Consider the following 17,849-nt stretch of genomic DNA (forward strand, 5'->3'; position numbering starts at 1 on the left):
AGGAGAAAAAATGATAGGAGATTATTCAATTATGGATTGGGTTACATTGGGTGGAATTTTGACAACGGTAGCTTCGTTGGTAGGTATTGCTATTAAGTTAGCTAGAGATAATAGCGGTCTTAAAGCTGAAATGAAGGCATTGTCAAAAGAACGTGAAATGGAACACGATAGCTTATCTAAAGAACATGATGGCTTATCTAAAGAACATGATAGCTTGTCTAAAGAGCATGATGGTTTATCTAAAGAGCATGCTTCTATAAAAAAAAATACAGAATATATTTCTGATGAAATGAAATATGAAAAAATGGCTAGGGAAAATCTGTATAAAAACAGTACAAGGGCTAAAGAAATCTTGGAAACAATGGATTTGATGAAAGAAGTTGTGTTGCAGAATTCAAGACTGCATGAAGAAGTAACAAGATTGACAGTAGCGAATCAGGAATTATCTAAGCCTAAAGAAAACAAGGAATTAGACAAGGTGTTGCGTATTTTAGGAAGGATAGAAGGGCAGTTAGCTTCACTTGAGGGTTATCGAACTGCAGAAGAAGTACAAGTAGTTTTGAAACGTGTTGAAAGTGAATTGTTGGAATTGAGTAACTAACATAGAAAGAATGGCAAGTCAGGAATGGCTTGCTGTTTTTTGTCGTTTGTGGAGAAAAAATGAACATAAAGAAACCAGGATAGGATATAAAATTCGTATTTTAGGTCAAAATGTTCAAGCACGTATTCGAGATTTGTTCGGAAATAGGAGAATAAAAATGGAAAAATTATATAATAATTATCCTGATATTTGTGTGTCAAAGAAGGATTTAAAAGCAAATTATTTCCCTTCGATTAGTATTAAAACAATTGAAAGGAGATTAGATGAAAGTCAAAAGACGAAAGAATTTAAAGATATATCTTTTAGAACAGGACAAAAAGTATTGATTAATGTGAGAGGATTTTATCTATTCCTTCTGCATAGAGAGAGAGTTAGATATATTTAATTCGAAAAAATGATATACTATAGTTATTGACTAGAGATATACTCATTTTTAAAAGGAGTATAAAATGTTTTTTAGAGAATTGGAGAATGGAAAATATAGATATTATGAAAAATATTTTGATTTAGAAGAGAATAAGTGGAAACAAGTTTCTATAACTTTGACTTCTAAGACAAGGCAAGCTCAGAAACAAGCAAGAATCTTGCTAGATGAGAAAATAGAAAAAAAGAGGGAGAAAATAGAAAAGAAGAAGGAAGTAGTTAGGGATATTACAGTTAAACAAGCTTACGAAGAATATTTGAAAATTCGTGAAACAGAATTGAAAAGAAGTACGTTTAAGTCTCAGAAATATACTATTATAGGTGAAGTTAGAAAATTAGAGAATTATTTATTAGTAGATGTGACAAGTCATATAGTTCAGAATATATTGTTGGAGCTGGAATGTTCTGCGGTTCATAGAAAAAATAAGAAAGTTTTATTGAATCTGTTTTTTAAGTATTGTTTAGATATTGGTTATATAATGGAGAATCCTGTTGAAAAGGTTGTTTTACCAAAAAGAAAAAAGAATGTAAAAGAGATTAGGAGGAAACAAAATAAGTATTTAACAAGGGATCAAATGTTTCAATATTTGAATTTCTTAGAAAAAGAAGAAAAGAATCAACGAGTGCGTTTAATTGTTGAATTCATGTATTTGACAGGTCTGCGGTTTGGAGAAGTCTTGGCTTTGACTATAGATGATATTGATTTTGAGAATAAAACGTTAGAAGTTAAACATACATTGCATACAAGTGGAAGTAAGGCAGAGATATTTTTAGATAGCCCTAAGAGCTTAGCTTCTTATCGAGTTGTTGGTATTAGTAATCGAGTAGTAAGTATTCTAAAAGAGTATCTTCTTTTAGAAAGTGAAGGAAGATTTATATTTACGAAAAATGGGAATCCTTTTATGATTTTTTCTTTTAATGATTTTTTGAAGAGAAGTTTTAAAAGAAGTGGAATCCAAAAAGAAGAGGATTTTGTATTGACTACTCATGTTTTTAGGCATTCACATATTAGTTTACTTGCAGAATTGGAAGTTCCAATCAAAGCGATTATGGAACGAGTAGGTCATACGAACGAGAAAATGACTTTGGGAGTTTATACTCATGTTACGGAGCAGATGAAGTTTAATATAACTGAAAAATTGGATAAATTGGACTTGTAAAAGCTAACCAAAAAGTAACCAAGAAATGTCTAAAAATGTCTAAAATAGTCCATAATCTTTGGAGTAAGAATGTAGAAAAAAGCCTTTATGTCTATAATTGACGGTATTTGTCTAGCTTTTATTGAGGGAAATTGTTATAATAGTAGTAATTTAATAGATGGAGTTGAGTTTTGAAGAAAAGCTTTCGTGTAAAAAGAGAGAAAGATTTTAAGGCGATTTTCAAGGACGGAACGAGTTTTGCCAATCGAAAATTTGTTGTCTATCAATTGGAAAACCAGCAAAACCATTTTCGAGTAGGACTGTCCGTCAGCAAAAAGCTGGGGAATGCAGTTACCAGAAATCAAATTAAGAGACGAATCCGACACATTCTACAAAGTGTAAAAGGGAGTTTGGTAGAGCATGTCGATTTTGTCGTGATTGCCCGAAAAGGGGTGGAAACCTTGGAATATGCAGAGATGGAGAAAAATCTACTCCACGTATTAAAGTTATCAAAGATTTACCAGGAAGGAAATGGGAGTGAAAAAGAAACTACAGTTGACTAGTTTGTTGGGCTTGTCCTTGTTTATCATGACGGCCTGTGCGACAAATAGTACAGCTAGCGATATAACAGCGGATTCGACAGATTTTTGGAGTAAATTCGTCTATTTTTTTGCTGAAATTATCCGCTTTTTGTCCTTTGACATTAGTATCGGAGTGGGGATTATCCTCTTCACAATCTTGATTCGGACGATTCTATTACCGGTCTTTCAGACACAGATGGTTGCCTCTAGAAAAATGCAAGAGGCTCAACCACGCATCAAGGCTTTGCGAGAGCAATATCCGGGTCGTGATATGGAAAGTAGAACCAAGCTAGACCAGGAAATGCGCAAGGTTTATAAAGAGTTAGGGATCAAGCATTCATCCTCTCTCTGGCCAATTTTAATACAAATGCCGGTCCTCTTGGCGCTCTTTCAAGCCTTGAGTCGAGTAGACTTTTTGAAAACAGGTCACTTTTTATGGATTAATTTGGGAGGAGTAGATACAAGTTTTGTCCTTCCGATTTTGGCGGCAGTCTTTACCTTCTTGAGTAGCTGGTTATCGAATAAAGCTTTGTCTGAAAAAAGTGGAGCTACGACAGGGATGATGTATGGTATGCCTGTATTGATCTTTGTTTTTGCCATCTCCGCCCCAAGTGGTGTAGCCTTGTACTGGGCTGTATCCAATGCTTACCAAGTTCTGCAAACCTATTTCTTGAACAATCCTTTCAAGATTATTGCTGAAAGAGAAGCAGTGGCGCAAGCAGAAAAAGATTTAGAAGGTAAGAAGAGAAAAGCCTTGAAAAAAGCACAGAAAAAGAAAAAATAAGGAGGAATCTTGTAATGGTATTATTTACAGGTTCAACGGTTGAAGAAGCAATCCAAAAAGGATTGAAAGAATTAGACATTCCAAGAATGAAGGCCCACATCAAGGTCGTTTCAAAAGAGAAAAAAGGGTTCTTAGGCTTGTTTGGTAAGAAGCCAGCTCAAGTTGATATCGAAGCGATTAGTGAAACGACAGTAATCAAAGCCAATCAACAGGCTGTCAAAGGTGTTCCAAAAGAAGTTAATGAAAAGAATGAACCAGTGAAGACCGTCAGCGAAGCAACAGTTGATTTGGGGCATGTAGTGGAAGTCATCAAGAAGATTGAAGAAGAAGGTCAAGGTGTTTCTGAAGAGGTCAAGGCTGAAATCCTGAAAAATGAAAAGCATGCCAGCACGATTTTGGAAGAAACAGGTCATATTTCAATTTTAAATGAACTTCAAGCAGAAGATGTTATTGAGGAAGTGGAATCTGCTCCGGAAAAAGAAACTGAAACGCAGGAAGCAGCAAGCCAATCGTTGGAAGACTTGGGCTTGAAAGTAGAGCCAAGTTATGATATCGAACAAGGGGCAACTGAAGTAGCTAGCTACGTTCAAACCATTGTAGATGATATGGATGTTGAAGGGACGATTTCAAGTGACTACAATCGCCGCACCATCAATCTTCAAATTGACACCAATGAACCAGGTCGTATTATCGGCTATCACGGAAAAGTCTTGAAAGCTCTTCAACTGTTAGCGCAAAATTACCTTTACAATCGCTATTCGAGAACGTTCTACATCACAATCAATGTCAATGATTACGTTGAACACCGTGCAGAAGTCTTGCAAACCTACGCTCAAAAATTGGCGACTCGCGTTTTAGAAGAAGGACGTAGCCAACAAACAGATCCAATGTCAAATAGCGAACGCAAGATTATCCATCGCATTATTTCACGCATGGATGGCGTGACGAGTTACTCTGAAGGTGACGAGCCCAATCGCTATGTTGTCGTAGATGCAGAATAAGCAAAGCAAAATCAGGTTCATCCTGATTTTTTGCTAGGAAAGGAAAGATTCAGATATGCTGAAAGCAGTTAGAGAATATCTATCATTTGCAGGGGTCCAGTATCGTAATCCTGATAAAGCTGGTGATGAAAGAGAAAAGATGCTGGAATTGCGTCACAAAGGCCAAGAGGCTCGGAAGTCTTTTACAGAATTGGCCAAAATCTTTCAAGCAAGTCATTCAGAATGGCAACTCCAACAGACTAGCCAGTGGATGAATCAAGCACAACGCTTACGGCCACATTTCTGGGCCTATCTACAGAGAGACGGACAAGTGACAGAACCTATGATGGCTCTTCGTTTGTATGGAACACCTGCTGACTTTGGGATTTCTTTGGAAGTTAGTTTCATCGAGCGAAAGAAAGATGAACAGACCTTAGACAAGCAAGCCAAGGTTTTAGAGCTTCCAGCGGTAGAAGGAATTTATTATCTAGTCTACTCAAATGGAGAAAGTCATAAGGTGGAGGCTACTGAGGAGAATCGCCGTACTTTACGAGAGAAGCTGAGAAATCAAGAAGTTCGTAAAGTCTTAGTCAAGTCAGATGTTTCCTTCATTGAAAATCAGTCAGTAAAAGCGATATTGGAGGAGCTAGAAGACGCTTATACTCGTTTGCTCCCGTACTATGAAGTGACGAGAGGATAGACAAATCAAATGTGTTAGATGAACGCAAATTGTTTTATTGCTATTCTATGCATTTTTTCATATAATAGAAAAATAGGATGTGTGATTCATTAATCACTTCAAAGAGAAAGGAAATTCTATGTCAAATCTATCTGTTAATGCAATTCGTTTTCTAGGTATTGACGCCATCAACAAAGCAAACTCAGGTCACCCAGGGGTGGTTATGGGGGCTGCTCCTATGGCCTATAGCCTCTTTACAAAGCAACTTCGTATCAATCCAGCTCAACCAAACTGGATCAACCGCGATCGCTTTATTCTTTCAGCAGGACACGGCTCTATGCTTCTCTATGCCCTTCTTCACCTTTCTGGTTTTGAAGATGTCAGCATGGATGAAGTCAAGAGCTTCCGCCAATGGGGTTCCAAAACACCAGGTCACCCAGAATTTGGCCATACAGCAGGGGTTGACGCTACAACTGGTCCTCTAGGACAAGGGATTTCTACTGCTACTGGTTTTGCCCAAGCAGAACGTTTCCTTGCGGCGAAGTATAACCGCGAAGGTTTCAATATCTTTGACCACTATACTTATGTGATCTGTGGAGACGGAGACTTGATGGAAGGTGTCTCAAGTGAGGCGGCTTCATACGCAGGCTTGCAAAAACTTGACAAGTTGGTGGTTCTTTATGATTCAAATGACATCAACTTGGATGGTGAGACAAAGGATTCCTTTACAGAAAGTGTTCGTGACCGTTACAATGCCTACGGTTGGCATACAGCCTTGGTTGAAGATGGAACAGACTTGGAAGCAATCCATGCAGCTATTGAAGCAGCCAAAGCTTCAGGCAAACCATCTTTGATTGAAGTGAAGACTGTGATTGGATATGGCTCTCCAAACAAACAAGGAACCAATGCTGTACACGGTGCTCCTCTTGGTGCAGACGAAACTGCAGCAACTCGTCAAGCCCTCGGTTGGGACTATGAACCATTTGAAATCCCAGCTGAAGTATATGTTGATTTCAAGGAAAATGTTGCAGACCGTGGTGCATCAGCCTATGAAGCATGGACAAAACTAGTTGCTGACTATAAAGAAGCGTATCCAGAACTGGCTGCAGAAGTAGAAGCTATTATCGACGGACGTGATCCAGTTAAAGTGACTCCAGCAGACTTCCCAGCCTTAGAAAATGGTTTCTCTCAAGCAACTCGTAATTCAAGTCAGGATGCTTTGAACGTTGTAGCTGCTAAGTTGCCAACTTTCCTAGGTGGATCAGCTGACCTCGCTCACTCAAACATGACTTATATCAAAACGGATGGACTTCAAGACGATGCTAATCGCTTGAACCGCAACATTCAGTTTGGTGTTCGTGAATTTGCAATGGGAACGATCTTGAACGGGATGGCCCTTCATGGTGGACTTCGTGTATACGGTGGTACTTTCTTCGTCTTTTCTGACTATGTGAAAGCAGCTGTTCGCTTGTCAGCCTTGCAAGGACTTCCTGTGACTTATGTCTTTACTCACGATTCAATCGCAGTTGGTGAAGATGGTCCAACTCACGAACCAGTTGAACACTTAGCAGGTCTCCGTGCTATGCCAAATCTGAATGTTTTCCGCCCAGCAGATGCGCGTGAAACTCAAGCGGCTTGGTACCTTGCAGTGACAAGCGAGAAAACACCAACTGCCCTTGTCTTGACACGCCAAAACTTGACTGTTGAAGAGGGAACAGACTTCGACAAGGTTGCGAAAGGTGCCTATGTTGTCTATGAAAATGCGGCAGACTTTGATACGATTTTGATTGCAACAGGTTCAGAGGTCAATCTAGCTGTCGCAGCTGCCAAAGAATTAGCTAGTCAAGGTGCAAAAGTCCGCGTAGTCAGCATGCCATCTACAGATGTCTTTGACGCACAAGATGCAACTTACAAGGAAGAAATCCTTCCAAATGCAGTTCGCCGTCGTGTTGCAGTCGAAATGGGTGCAACTCAAAACTGGTACAAATATGTTGGCCTTGATGGTGCAGTTCTCGGTATTGATACTTTCGGAGCATCTGCCCCAGCACCAAAAGTATTGGCAGAGTACGGATTTACGGTAGAAAATCTAGTCAAAGTCGTTCAAAACTTGAAGTAATCGTAGAAATCAGAGTGAAAACTCTGATTTTTTATAACCATAAAAGTAAGGCACAACCTTGTAAAAGTAGCTGAAATTTGATATAGTAGTCCTATGTAAAAGACAAAGGAGAAAACAATGAATCCAAATATTACTTTTTTAATCATGCTTGTAGGTATGATGGCCTTGATGTTCTTTATGCAACGTTCTCAAAAGAAACAAGCGCAAAAGCGTATGGAAAGCTTGAACAAGCTTCAAAAAGGCTATGAAGTTATTACAATTGGCGGCCTTTACGGAACAGTGGATGAAGTAGACACTGAGAAGAGAACAATCGTACTTGATGTAGATGGGGTCTATTTGACTTTTGAATTAGCTGCTATCAAGACCGTTTTGCCGCTCAAAGAGGCTGTGACACCAGAAGGAACAGTTGTTGACGAAAGCGGAGCAATCGAAGAATAAAACGGGACCTGTCACTCCCGTTTTTCTATGAAGTAAGAGGAAAAGGGATGAGAAAAATAGTATTTGTTTGCTTAGGAAACATCTGCCGTAGCCCCATGGCAGAGTTTGTGATGAAATCCATGACGAGCGATTACCAGATTGAGAGTCGTGCGACTTCGTCTTGGGAACATGGTAATCCGATTCATAAGGGAACGCAAGGGATTTTCCAGCAATATCAGATTCCTTATGACAAAGACAAAACATCACTCCAGGTTCGTAGAGAAGATTTTGAGTCATTTGATTACATTATCGGGATGGATGCTTCAAACGTTTCAGATCTGCGTCAAATGTGTCCTCAGGAATTGCAGCATAAGATCTACCCTTTTGCATCTGAAAGTGTTCCAGATCCTTGGTATACAGGAGATTTTGAGGAAACCTATGCTCGCATCACAAGTGGCTGTAAAAGCTGGCTAGATCGATTAGAAAATGAGAGTGACAATGGAAAAGCTTAAACAAATCTATGAAAAGTATAGAGTTTACCTAACTCGCCCTAGGCTAGAGTTCATTGCAGTAGTCGTAATTGCACTCTGTGCCCTTTCGGTATTTCTACTAAATACACCCAAAAAGGGTGTCCTGACACTTGATGGTGGTGCCCTTGTTTATGATGGTACCCTGGTACGAGGGAAAATGAATGGTCGGGGGACCATGACCTTTGAAAATGGGGACCAATATACAGGTGATTTCAATAATGGAGCCTTTAATGGAAAAGGAACGTTCCAATCAAAAGATGGCTGGAAATACGAAGGTGATTTTGTAAATGGCCAGGCTGAAGGTCAAGGAAAGTTGACGACAGAACAAGAAGTTGTCTATGAAGGAACCTTTAAACAAGGCGTTTTCCAACAAAAACAGTAGTCTCCAGATGAGGAGGCTATTTTTAAAAGCAAAAAAGAAAGCGTTTTCTGTTATTAAATTCGGTAAATAGCTATCAACTAGAAAAAACTTTGTGAAATAAAAAAATATTTTTCATAATTTCACAATCATCCAGATAAAACCCTATTGCACAGGTGGGTTGAGAAAAAAATCACAAATTTAGGAAATTTCTTTGTGAAATGCTTATGAAACTGTTTACAAAGTATAAAAAAAGAGTTATAATGAACTTGTGAAAAAATTAACAAAGGATAACATCCTTAAAGGCTATGGAGGATAATATGGCTGATAAAAAAACAGTAACACCAGAGGAAAAACAACTTGCTGCTGAAAAGCATGTCGACGGTCTCGTGAAAAAAGCCTTGGTTGCGCTTGATGAAATGCGCAAGTTGAACCAAGAGCAAGTTGACTACATCGTAGCAAAAGCGTCTGTTGCAGCACTTGATGCGCACGGTATCCTTGCACAACACGCAGTTGAAGAAACTGGTCGTGGTGTATTTGAAGATAAGGCGACAAAAAATCTATTTGCCTGTGAACACGTAGTGAACAATATGCGTGGAGTTAAAACAGCTGGAGTTATCGAAGATGATCCAATTACAGGTTTGACGAAGATTGCGGAGCCAGTCGGAGTTATTTGTGGTATCACTCCAACAACAAACCCAACTTCAACAGCGATTTTCAAATCATTGATTGCTTTGAAGACACGTAACCCAATTGTTTTCGCCTTCCACCCATCAGCTCAAGAATCTTCTGCTCATGCTGCACAAATCGTTCGTGATGCAGCCATCGCAGCCGGTGCACCTGAAAACTGTGTTCAATGGATTACAGAGCCATCTATGGAAGCAACTGGGGCACTTATGAACCACGAAGGTGTTGCGACTATCCTCGCAACTGGTGGGAATGCTATGGTTAAAGCTGCATACTCATGTGGAAAACCAGCTCTTGGGGTAGGTGCCGGAAACGTACCTGCCTATGTAGAAAAATCTGCTGACCTTCGTCAAGCTGCTCATGACATCGTTATGTCTAAATCATTTGATAATGGGATGGTCTGTGCATCAGAACAAGCCGTTATCATTGATAAAGAAGTGTATGACGAATTTGTAGAAGAATTCAAATCATACCATACTTACTTTGTAAACAAGAAAGAAAAAGCTCTTCTTGAAGAATTCTGCTTCGGAGCTAAAGCAAATAGCAAAAACTGTGCTGGTGCTAAACTAAATGCAAACATCGTTGGTAAACCAGCTGCATGGATTGCAGAACAAGCAGGATTCAGTGTTCCAGAAGGAACAAACATCTTGGCTGCGGAATGTGCAGAAGTAGGACCAAAAGAACCATTGACTCGTGAAAAATTATCACCAGTTATCGCTGTATTAAAAGCTGAAGATACAGAAGATGGTCTTACAAAAGCTCGTCAAATGGTTGAGTTTAACGGACTTGGTCACTCAGCAGCTATCCATACAAAAGACGAAGCTCTTGCTAAACGCTTTGGTACAGAGATCAAAGCTATGCGTATTATCTGGAACTCTCCATCTACTTTCGGTGGTATCGGTGACGTTTACAATGCCTTCATCCCATCCTTGACACTTGGATGTGGCTCATATGGACACAATTCAGTCGGTGATAACGTGAGTGCGATCAACCTTCTAAACATTAAGAAAGTAGGGAAACGTAGAAATAATATGCAGTGGTTTAAAGTTCCTTCAAAAATTTACTTCGAACGCAATTCTATCCAATACCTTCAAACATGTGAAGATATTGAACGCGTTATGATTGTTACAGACAAATCTATCGAAAAACTTGGCTTTGTTCAACGAATTATTGACCAATTGAACAAACGTAGCAACCGTGTAACTATTCAAGTATTCTCAGATGTTGAACCAGATCCAGACATCACAACTGTAGAACGTGGTGCTGAAGTGATGAAAGCATTTGAACCAGATACAATTATCGCTCTTGGTGGTGGTTCTCCAATGGACGCGGCCAAAGTAATGTGGCTCTTCTACGAACAACCAGAAATCGACTTCCGTGACTTGGTTCAAAAATTCATGGACATCCGTAAACGTGCCTTCCGCTTCCCATCACTTGGTAAGAAAGCGAAGTACATCGGTATTCCAACAACTTCAGGTACAGGTTCAGAAGTAACACCATTTGCCGTTATCTCTGACAAGAAAAACAACCGCAAATACCCATTGGCTGACTACTCATTGACACCAACTATTGCGATTGTTGACCCTGCTTTGGTTGAATCAGTTCCAGACTTCATCGCAGCTGACACTGGTATGGACGTCTTGACTCACGCTACTGAAGCTTATACTTCAAACTTTGCCAACGACTACACAGACGGTATTGCGCTTCAAACAATCAAACTTGTCTTTGAATGGTTGGAAAAATCTGTTAAGACTGCTGACCCAGAAGCACGTGAAAAAATGCATAATGCGTCTACAATGGCTGGTATGGCCTTCGCCAATGCCTTCCTTGGCATGAGCCACTCAATGGCCCACAAGATTGGTGGTGTTCACCACACTGTTCACGGACGTACAAACGCAATCTTGCTTCCATATGTTATCCGTTACAACGGAACTCGTCCATCTAAGACTACTACATGGCCTAAGTACAACTACTGGAAAGCTGATGAGAAATTCCAAGACATCGCGAAAATGCTTGGATTGCCTCACTCAACTCCTGAAGAAGCAGTTGAAGCATACGCTAAAGCTGTTTACGACCTTGGTGTTGCAGTAGGTATCAAGATGAATTTCAAGGATCAAGGAATCGATGAAAAAGCTTGGAAAGACAGCTTGCATGAAATTGCCTTGCTTGCTTATGAAGACCAATGTTCACCTGCTAACCCACGCTTGCCAATGGTAGCTGACATGGAAGAAATCATGGCAGATGCTTACTATGGTTATAAAGAACGTCCAGGACGTCGTAAATAATCGTTTATCAGCCTAGAGGCAGGAGTTATCCTGTCTCTTTTTTGTGAACTCAGATAGACCTGGAATTAAGATTGAGCGTGAAAATGGAGATAATATACGGACATTATAAAAGATTGTAGGGATATATTTAAAAATTAAAGAATAAGTGAATGAAAAGGAGTGGAAAAGTAGAAAAGCAAGAGAGAAAATCGACGCCCATACTTGCAATTAAACTCAAATAGTTATATAATAGGTGTGTTGAAAGGTGATTTGTAGTGATTCAAGTTACTCTTTTCACAATAAAATTTTCATGATTTTCATAAGGAGGAAATCACTAATGGTAGTTAAAGTTGGTATTAACGGTTTCGGACGTATCGGTCGTCTTGCTTTCCGCCGTATCCAAAACGTAGAAGGTGTTGAAGTTACTCGCATCAACGACCTTACAGATCCAGTGATGCTTGCACACTTGTTGAAATACGATACAACTCAAGGTCGTTTCGACGGTACTGTAGAAGTTAAAGAAGGCGGATTTGAAGTTAACGGTAAATTCGTTAAAGTTTCTGCTGAACGTGATCCAGAACAAATCGACTGGGCTAACGACGGTGTAGAAATCGTTCTTGAAGCAACTGGTTTCTTTGCTACTAAAGCAGCTGCTGAAAAACACTTGCACGCTGGTGGTGCTAAGAAAGTTGTTATCACTGCTCCTGGTGGATCAGATGTTAAAACAGTTGTATTTAACACTAACCATGATATTCTTGATGGTACTGAAACAGTTATCTCAGGTGCTTCATGTACTACAAACTGTTTGGCTCCAATGGCTAAAGCTCTTCATGACAACTTCGGTATCGTTGAAGGTTTGATGACTACTATCCACGGTTACACTGGTGACCAAATGGTTCTTGATGGACCACACCGTAAAGGTGACCTTCGCCGTGCTCGTGCTGCTGCAGCTAACATCGTTCCTAACTCAACTGGTGCTGCTAAAGCAATCGGTTTGGTTATCCCTGAATTGAACGGTAAATTGGACGGAGCTGCTCAACGTGTTCCTGTTCCAACAGGTTCTGTAACTGAATTGGTAGCAGTTCTTGATAAGAACGTTACTGTTGATGAAGTAAACGCAGCTATGAAAGCAGCTTCTAACGAATCATACGGTTACACTGAAGATCCAATCGTATCTTCTGATATCGTAGGTATGTCATTCGGTTCATTGTTTGACGCAACTCAAACTAAAGTTCTTGACGTTGACGGTAAACAATTGGTTAAAGTTGTTTCATGGTATGACAACGAAATGTCTTACACTTCACAACTTGTTCGTACTCTTGAATACTTTGCAAAAATCGCTAAATAATTCTTGAGTCGATAAAAAAGCAAGGCCAGAAAGCCTTGCTTTTTTGTATAGATAAAAGAATAGATGATAATGTCATCCATTCTTTTTTAATTCTTTTTCAAAAGTATCCGATAGAACAGTGAAACTCAATTTTTCTAAGGTAAGTGGATGGGTAAAAGAAAGGCGAAAGGCGTGAAGCATAAGCCGGCTTGCTTTTGATTTACTATTATAGAGAGGGTCGCCCAAGATAGGATGCTTGTGATGAGAGAGGTGAACACGAATCTGATGCGTTCGACCGGTCTTTAGCTTGCAACGAACAAGAGCTGTTTTGTTTGGGAATTGCTTCAATCGACTGATATGCGTTTCAGCATATTGCCCATTTTTGGGATCTACTACTCGTTTTCTGCGATCATGTCGATCACGGCCAATTTTATCTCGAAAGATAAGTTCTTTACTCTCTACTCGTCCTTCTACGAGTGCCCAGTACTCGCGAGCGATGTCTTTTTTCTCCAACAAGCGATTGAGGATGGGCAGGATAAAAGGGTTTTTAGCAAAAAGCACTAGCCCACTGGTTTCCATATCTAGACGATGAACGACATAGCAAGTTTGCCCAACGTAAGCAGAGACATGGTTGAGAAGGGCGATCTCCTTGGGTTGATTCCCATGCGTTTTCATTCCTTCTGGCTTGTTGACGATAATGAGATGTTGGTCTTGATAAACTTCTTGAACGAGGTCTGGATTTCCCCAAAGTATTTCCTTTTTGGGATAATCTTCCTCGTCAAAAGTCAATTGGCAAATATCCCCTGGCTTCACCATCTCGTTCCAGTGAACTTCTTCGTGGTTAATTAAGATGTTCTTCTTGGTTCTCAAAAAATGACGGATTTTTCTAGGGATGAGGAGTTGTTCCTCTAGAAATTGTTTGACCGTCATTTGAGGCAGGGATTCGGGTAATGTAAATATGAATTGCATACAGATATTGTAACAAAAAAAGCCCTATTTGGATAGGGAGTAGCTAAATTCTTGAGTTCCCATGGTGAAGATGATAAAATAAACGCATGAAATTAGATAAATTATTTGAGAAGTTTCTTTCTCTCTTTAAGAAAGAAACGAATGAATCAGCGGAGTCTGATTCGACTAGCATGCGTCGTTCACGGAGCGATAGAAAAAAAATGTCCCAAGTAGGCCCAATTCGGAAATTTTGGCGTCGTTATCATCTGACAAAAATCGTCATCATTTTAGGGTTGAGTGCTGGTTTGTTGGTAGGAACCTATCTATTTGCGATAGCCAAGTCTACCAATGTCAATGACTTACAAAATGCCCTGAAAACCCGAACTCTGATTTTTGACCGCGAAGAAAAAGAGGCAGGAGCCCTATCCGGTCAAAAGGGAACCTATGTTGAGCTGGCAGATATCAGCAAAGACTTGCAGAATGCTGTCGTCGCGACAGAGGACCGTTCCTTCTATAAAAATGATGGGATTAACTACGGTCGTTTCTTTCTAGCCATCCTTACAGCAGGCCGTTCTGGAGGGGGGTCCACCATCACTCAACAGTTGGCGAAAAATGCCTATCTTTCCCAGGACCAGACCGTTGAACGGAAGGCCAAGGAGTTTTTCCTTGCCTTAGAGTTGACAAAGAAATACAGCAAGGAGCAAATCCTTACTATGTACCTCAATAACGCCTACTTTGGAAATGGGGTATGGGGTGTTGAAGATGCGAGTAAGAAATATTTCGGTGTATCGGCTTCACAACTAACGCTTGATCAGGCGGCCACTCTAGCAGGGATGCTTAAGGGACCAGAATTGTATAATCCATTAAATTCTGTTGAAACTTCGACCAACCGTAGGGATACTGTTTTGCAAAATATGGTTGCAGCGGGCTATATTGATAAAAATCAAGAGACCGAAGCAGCTGGAATAGATATGGCTTCTCAACTGCAAGATAAGTATGAAGGGAAGGTTTCGGATTATCGTTACCCGTCCTATTTTGATGCAGTTGTCAACGAAGCGGTTTCCAAGTACAATCTCACAGAAGAAGAGATTGTCAACAACGGCTATCGAATCTATACAGAACTTGACCAAAACTACCAAGCCAATATGCAGGTTGTTTATGAAAATACCTCACTATTTCCAAAGGCAGAAGACGGGACACACGCCGAATCAGGTAGTGTTGCTTTAGAGCCTAAAACAGGTGGGGTGCGTAGCGTTGTTGGCCGCGTAGCTGGCGATGACAAACCAGGCTTCCGCAATTTCAACTATGCCACTCAGTCTAAGCGTAGCCCGGGCTCAACCATTAAACCTTTAGTCGTTTATACACCTGCAGTAGAAGCAGGATGGGCCTTAAACAAGCAACTGGATAATCATACGATGCAGTACGATAGTTATCAAGTGGATAATTATGCGGGCATTAAGACATCTCCAGAAGTACCTATGTATCAGGCTTTGGCTGAATCACTCAATTTACCGGCAGTTGCGACTGTAAATGTATTAGGTATTGACAAAGCTTTTGACGCTGGGGAGAGATTTGGCCTGAATATGGAAAATGTTGATCGAGTTCTTGGAGTCGCTCTCGGTGGAGGCGTAGAGACGAATCCCCTCCAGATGGCACAAGCCTATGCAACCTTTGCTAATGAAGGTCTGATGCCTGAAGCGCATTTTATCACTCGTATTGAAAATGCCAGTGGCCAGGTCATCAAGAGTCATAAAAATTCCCAAAAACGAGTGATTGATAAGTCGGTAGCCGATAAAATGACCAGCATGATGCTAGGAACATTTACCAATGGTACAGGAATTAGTTCGTCGCCAACAGATTATGTTATGGCTGGAAAGACAGGTACTACTGAGGCTGCTTTTAATTCAGTATATACTAGTGACCAGTGGGTGATTGGCTATACTCCAGATGTGGTAATTACCCACTGGCTCGGTTTCCCGACGACGGATGAAAACCATTATCTGGCAGGTTCGACATCAAATGGAGCAGCCCACGTCTTTAGAAGTATGGCTAATACCATTTTGCCTTACACTCCAGGTAGCACTTTTACAGTTGAGAATGCTTATAAACAAAATGGGATTGAACCAGAAAATACTAAAAAACAAGCTATTGAAAATGAGGCAAACCAGTCGGAGGATCCGATAGCGGATATTCGTAGTCGTGCACAAAATCTTGTAGATGAAGCGGGACGTGCGATTTCAGAAGCTAAGATAAAAGAAAAAGCCCAGACAATATGGGACTCATTCCTTAATCTATTTCGTTAAGAGGCTTGTCAAAGCCTAGGTTTCTTGTTATAATAGATAAGATGGAGGCGTTATGGCACTAAAAAAAGCAAGCCTAGCTTGTGCAGTTTGCGGTTCAAGGAATTACTCAATCAAAACTAGTGGGAACCCCAAGCCAACACGACTAGAAGTAAATAAATTTTGTAAACATTGTGGGAAATATACGACACATAGAGAAACGAGATAGGAGAGAACGATGGGTTTTATTAAGGATATTTTTAAACTTCGTAAAGAAACAACGTGGCCAACTCGCAAGGAAAGCTGGAGAGATTTTCGCTCTATTATGGAATACACAGCCTTCTTTGTGGTCATCATTTACATTTTTGACCAGTTGATTGTTTCAGGTTTGATTCGATTTATTAACATTTTTTAGAAGAAAGGCGGAGAACTTCTGCTAGCTTTCTTCTATTATGAAAGGAAATATCATGGATAGTTTTGGCAAGGGATGGTTTGTTCTACAAACTTATTCTGGCTATGAAAATAAGGTAAAAGAAAATCTATTGCAACGTGCACAAACATATAACATGTTGGATAATATTCTACGCGTTGAGATTCCAACACAAACTGTGCAAGTTGAGAAAAATGGAAAGAAAAAGGAAGTTGAAGAGAATCGCTTCCCAGGTTATGTCCTTGTAGAAATGGTCATGACCGATGAAGCATGGTTCGTCGTTCGAAACACACCTAACGTAACAGGATTCGTTGGCTCACACGGGAACAGATCAAAACCAACTCCACTATTGGAACAAGAAATCCGTGATATTCTGGTTTCAATGGGACAAACTGTTCAAGAGTTTGACATTGACGTTGAAGTTGGTCAGACTGTCCGTATCATTGATGGCGCTTTTGCAGACTACACAGGTAAAATTACCGAAATTGATAACAATAAAGTGAAGATGATTATCTCTATGTTTGGTAATGATACGATTGCAGAAGTAAACCTAAACCAAATTGCAGAATTATAACCCCAGAGAGGCCTTGCCTCTCTTTTTATGTGCCGTTGAGAGAGGGAGAAGTATAGAATAGAGGAAATAGATTCATGGGTTCGTGCATTTTGCTAAACTAAATGCAGAAAGGAGAGGTCTATGAATCTGAAAGAACTATACGAAGAAACGAAGGGGATTGTCCATAAGTGTCGTAAAGATTATCATCTACATCTGTGGGAGAAAGAGGACTGGGATCAGGAGGGCATGATGTGCCTCTATGAACTGGTCAGTAGCCATCCAGAGTTGCTAGGGGGTGAGCGCCATCGACTGTATGTCTGCTTTAAAACAAAATTTAGAAATCGCATCCTGGATAATATTCGAAAACAGGAAAGCCATAAGCGCCGTTTCAACAAAGAACCCTATGAAGAGGTGAGTGAGATTAGCCATCGTCTAGGAGAAAAAGGACTCAGACTGGATGATTATTATCTTTTTCACGAACTTCTAAAAAATTACAAATCAAAGCAATGTAAAGAAAAACAAGAGTTAGTGGATCGTCTCATGGGAGGAGAAGTCTTCAGAGGACGTAAAGCTCTTCTAAGAGAACTTTCCAATATTTTTTCAGAATTTCGATAAAGAGGAAAAAAGTCCTTGACAAAGTAGGAAAAGTAGGTATAATAGAAAGAGTTGAAAAGCCCAAGGTCCGTTGGTCAAGGGGTTAAGACACCGCCTTTTCACGGCGGTAACACGGGTTCGAATCCCGTACGGACTATG

The 17,849-nt window shown here is 40.1% G+C and carries 19 protein-coding genes and 1 tRNA gene; 19 read left to right on the forward strand and 1 reads right to left on the reverse strand.

What is annotated here, in order from left to right; all coding sequences use genetic code 11:
* Window positions 1–10: 10 nt before the first annotated feature.
* From ACIY14_RS07780 to gap, 13 genes are all read left to right on the forward strand, one after another.
* Window positions 11–601 carry a hypothetical protein gene (locus tag ACIY14_RS07780; RefSeq protein ID WP_409002166.1) on the forward strand — a complete coding sequence of 197 codons (591 nt, stop codon included), beginning with the start codon at window positions 11–13 and terminating at the stop codon, window positions 599–601.
* A 10-nt stretch (window positions 602–611) separates the two neighbouring features.
* Window positions 612–986, forward strand: a complete 375-nt coding sequence (locus tag ACIY14_RS07785; RefSeq protein WP_409002167.1) for a hypothetical protein — start codon at window positions 612–614, stop codon at window positions 984–986.
* A gap of 64 nt (window positions 987–1,050) precedes the next feature.
* On the forward strand, window positions 1,051–2,184 hold the full coding sequence (locus ACIY14_RS07790) for a tyrosine-type recombinase/integrase (RefSeq protein ID WP_409002168.1): 1,134 nt from the start codon (window positions 1,051–1,053) through the stop codon (window positions 2,182–2,184).
* Between the two features lie 170 nt (window positions 2,185–2,354).
* Window positions 2,355–2,726 carry a ribonuclease P protein component gene (gene rnpA, locus ACIY14_RS07795; protein WP_000748120.1) on the forward strand — a complete coding sequence of 124 codons (372 nt, stop codon included), beginning with the start codon at window positions 2,355–2,357 and terminating at the stop codon, window positions 2,724–2,726.
* Complete coding sequence (locus ACIY14_RS07800) at window positions 2,701–3,528, forward strand: membrane protein insertase YidC (protein ID WP_002883077.1); 828 nt, start codon at window positions 2,701–2,703, stop codon at window positions 3,526–3,528. The genes rnpA and ACIY14_RS07800 overlap by 26 nt, the downstream gene beginning before the upstream one ends.
* 14 nt (window positions 3,529–3,542) lie before the next feature.
* Window positions 3,543–4,529, forward strand: coding sequence for an RNA-binding cell elongation regulator JAG/EloR (gene jag / locus ACIY14_RS07805; RefSeq protein WP_409002169.1), 987 nt, complete (start codon window positions 3,543–3,545; stop codon window positions 4,527–4,529).
* Between the two features lie 55 nt (window positions 4,530–4,584).
* Window positions 4,585–5,208, forward strand: coding sequence for an HI_0552 family protein (locus ACIY14_RS07810; RefSeq protein ID WP_409002170.1), 624 nt, complete (start codon window positions 4,585–4,587; stop codon window positions 5,206–5,208).
* A 118-nt stretch (window positions 5,209–5,326) separates the two neighbouring features.
* Complete coding sequence (gene tkt / locus ACIY14_RS07815; RefSeq protein WP_409002171.1) at window positions 5,327–7,303, forward strand: transketolase; 1,977 nt, start codon at window positions 5,327–5,329, stop codon at window positions 7,301–7,303.
* A gap of 117 nt (window positions 7,304–7,420) precedes the next feature.
* Window positions 7,421–7,741 carry a preprotein translocase subunit YajC gene (yajC, locus tag ACIY14_RS07820; RefSeq protein WP_001069056.1) on the forward strand — a complete coding sequence of 107 codons (321 nt, stop codon included), beginning with the start codon at window positions 7,421–7,423 and terminating at the stop codon, window positions 7,739–7,741.
* A gap of 47 nt (window positions 7,742–7,788) precedes the next feature.
* On the forward strand, window positions 7,789–8,232 hold the full coding sequence (locus ACIY14_RS07825; RefSeq protein WP_002876368.1) for a low molecular weight protein-tyrosine-phosphatase: 444 nt from the start codon (window positions 7,789–7,791) through the stop codon (window positions 8,230–8,232).
* Window positions 8,219–8,632 (forward strand): hypothetical protein, encoded by a 414-nt coding sequence (locus tag ACIY14_RS07830; RefSeq protein WP_409002172.1) that lies wholly within the window; start codon window positions 8,219–8,221, stop codon window positions 8,630–8,632. The genes ACIY14_RS07825 and ACIY14_RS07830 overlap by 14 nt, the downstream gene beginning before the upstream one ends.
* 296 nt (window positions 8,633–8,928) lie before the next feature.
* Window positions 8,929–11,580, forward strand: a complete 2,652-nt coding sequence (adhE, locus tag ACIY14_RS07835; RefSeq protein ID WP_409002173.1) for a bifunctional acetaldehyde-CoA/alcohol dehydrogenase — start codon at window positions 8,929–8,931, stop codon at window positions 11,578–11,580.
* 316 nt (window positions 11,581–11,896) lie between these two features.
* Window positions 11,897–12,907: a type I glyceraldehyde-3-phosphate dehydrogenase gene (gene gap, locus ACIY14_RS07840; protein WP_000260673.1), complete on the forward strand. Its 1,011-nt coding sequence runs from the start codon at window positions 11,897–11,899 to the stop codon at window positions 12,905–12,907.
* Between the two features lie 72 nt (window positions 12,908–12,979).
* Here the strand turns inward: gap and ACIY14_RS07845 are convergent, their stop codons facing one another.
* Complete coding sequence (locus ACIY14_RS07845) at window positions 12,980–13,855, reverse strand: RluA family pseudouridine synthase (protein ID WP_409002174.1); 876 nt, start codon at window positions 13,853–13,855, stop codon at window positions 12,980–12,982.
* Between the two features lie 86 nt (window positions 13,856–13,941).
* Here ACIY14_RS07845 and pbp2a point away from each other — a divergent pair, with 86 nt between their 5' ends.
* The 6 genes from pbp2a to ACIY14_RS07875 all read left to right on the forward strand — a co-directional run bounded on the left by pbp2a (window position 13,942) and on the right by ACIY14_RS07875 (window position 17,847).
* Window positions 13,942–16,137, forward strand: coding sequence for a penicillin-binding protein PBP2A (gene pbp2a, locus ACIY14_RS07850; protein ID WP_409002175.1), 2,196 nt, complete (start codon window positions 13,942–13,944; stop codon window positions 16,135–16,137).
* Between the two features lie 52 nt (window positions 16,138–16,189).
* Window positions 16,190–16,342, forward strand: a complete 153-nt coding sequence (rpmG, locus tag ACIY14_RS07855) for a 50S ribosomal protein L33 (protein WP_009755504.1) — start codon at window positions 16,190–16,192, stop codon at window positions 16,340–16,342.
* A 9-nt stretch (window positions 16,343–16,351) separates the two neighbouring features.
* A complete protein-coding gene (secE, locus tag ACIY14_RS07860; RefSeq protein WP_409002176.1) occupies window positions 16,352–16,528 on the forward strand; it encodes a preprotein translocase subunit SecE in 177 nt (58 codons plus the stop codon).
* Window positions 16,529–16,580: 52 nt separating this feature from the next.
* The gene (nusG, locus tag ACIY14_RS07865; protein WP_409002177.1) at window positions 16,581–17,117 is read left to right on the forward strand and encodes a transcription termination/antitermination protein NusG; all 537 of its coding nucleotides are present in this window, start codon (window positions 16,581–16,583) and stop codon (window positions 17,115–17,117) included.
* A gap of 120 nt (window positions 17,118–17,237) precedes the next feature.
* On the forward strand, window positions 17,238–17,711 hold the full coding sequence (locus ACIY14_RS07870) for a sigma-70 family RNA polymerase sigma factor (protein ID WP_409002178.1): 474 nt from the start codon (window positions 17,238–17,240) through the stop codon (window positions 17,709–17,711).
* Between the two features lie 64 nt (window positions 17,712–17,775).
* Window positions 17,776–17,847 (forward strand) — tRNA-Glu (locus tag ACIY14_RS07875).
* Window positions 17,848–17,849: the final 2 nt, after the last annotated feature.

This window comes from Streptococcus sp. ST16, assembly GCF_046098135.1.
Lineage (GTDB): Bacteria > Bacillota > Bacilli > Lactobacillales > Streptococcaceae > Streptococcus.

Bases quoted from the DNA above. Each gene is read 5' to 3' on its own strand.
- ACIY14_RS07785 (WP_409002167.1), top strand. From the start codon at position 612: ATGGCAAGTCAGGAATGGCTTGCTGTTTTTTGTCGTTTGTGGAGAAAA.
- ACIY14_RS07810 (WP_409002170.1), top strand. From the start codon at position 4,585: ATGCTGAAAGCAGTTAGAGAATATCTATCATTTGCAGGGGTCCAGTAT.
- ACIY14_RS07825 (WP_002876368.1), top strand. From the start codon at position 7,789: ATGAGAAAAATAGTATTTGTTTGCTTAGGAAACATCTGCCGTAGCCCC.
- ACIY14_RS07830 (WP_409002172.1), top strand. From the start codon at position 8,219: ATGGAAAAGCTTAAACAAATCTATGAAAAGTATAGAGTTTACCTAACT.
- ACIY14_RS07790 (WP_409002168.1), top strand. From the start codon at position 1,051: ATGTTTTTTAGAGAATTGGAGAATGGAAAATATAGATATTATGAAAAA.
- ACIY14_RS07780 (WP_409002166.1), top strand. From the start codon at position 11: ATGATAGGAGATTATTCAATTATGGATTGGGTTACATTGGGTGGAATT.
- jag (WP_409002169.1), top strand. From the start codon at position 3,543: ATGGTATTATTTACAGGTTCAACGGTTGAAGAAGCAATCCAAAAAGGA.
- yajC (WP_001069056.1), top strand. From the start codon at position 7,421: ATGAATCCAAATATTACTTTTTTAATCATGCTTGTAGGTATGATGGCC.
- pbp2a (WP_409002175.1), top strand. From the start codon at position 13,942: ATGAAATTAGATAAATTATTTGAGAAGTTTCTTTCTCTCTTTAAGAAA.
- gap (WP_000260673.1), top strand. From the start codon at position 11,897: ATGGTAGTTAAAGTTGGTATTAACGGTTTCGGACGTATCGGTCGTCTT.
- adhE (WP_409002173.1), top strand. From the start codon at position 8,929: ATGGCTGATAAAAAAACAGTAACACCAGAGGAAAAACAACTTGCTGCT.
- nusG (WP_409002177.1), top strand. From the start codon at position 16,581: ATGGATAGTTTTGGCAAGGGATGGTTTGTTCTACAAACTTATTCTGGC.
- tkt (WP_409002171.1), top strand. From the start codon at position 5,327: ATGTCAAATCTATCTGTTAATGCAATTCGTTTTCTAGGTATTGACGCC.
- secE (WP_409002176.1), top strand. From the start codon at position 16,352: ATGGGTTTTATTAAGGATATTTTTAAACTTCGTAAAGAAACAACGTGG.
- ACIY14_RS07870 (WP_409002178.1), top strand. From the start codon at position 17,238: ATGAATCTGAAAGAACTATACGAAGAAACGAAGGGGATTGTCCATAAG.
- ACIY14_RS07845 (WP_409002174.1), bottom strand. From the start codon at position 13,855: ATGCAATTCATATTTACATTACCCGAATCCCTGCCTCAAATGACGGTC.
- rpmG (WP_009755504.1), top strand. From the start codon at position 16,190: ATGGCACTAAAAAAAGCAAGCCTAGCTTGTGCAGTTTGCGGTTCAAGG.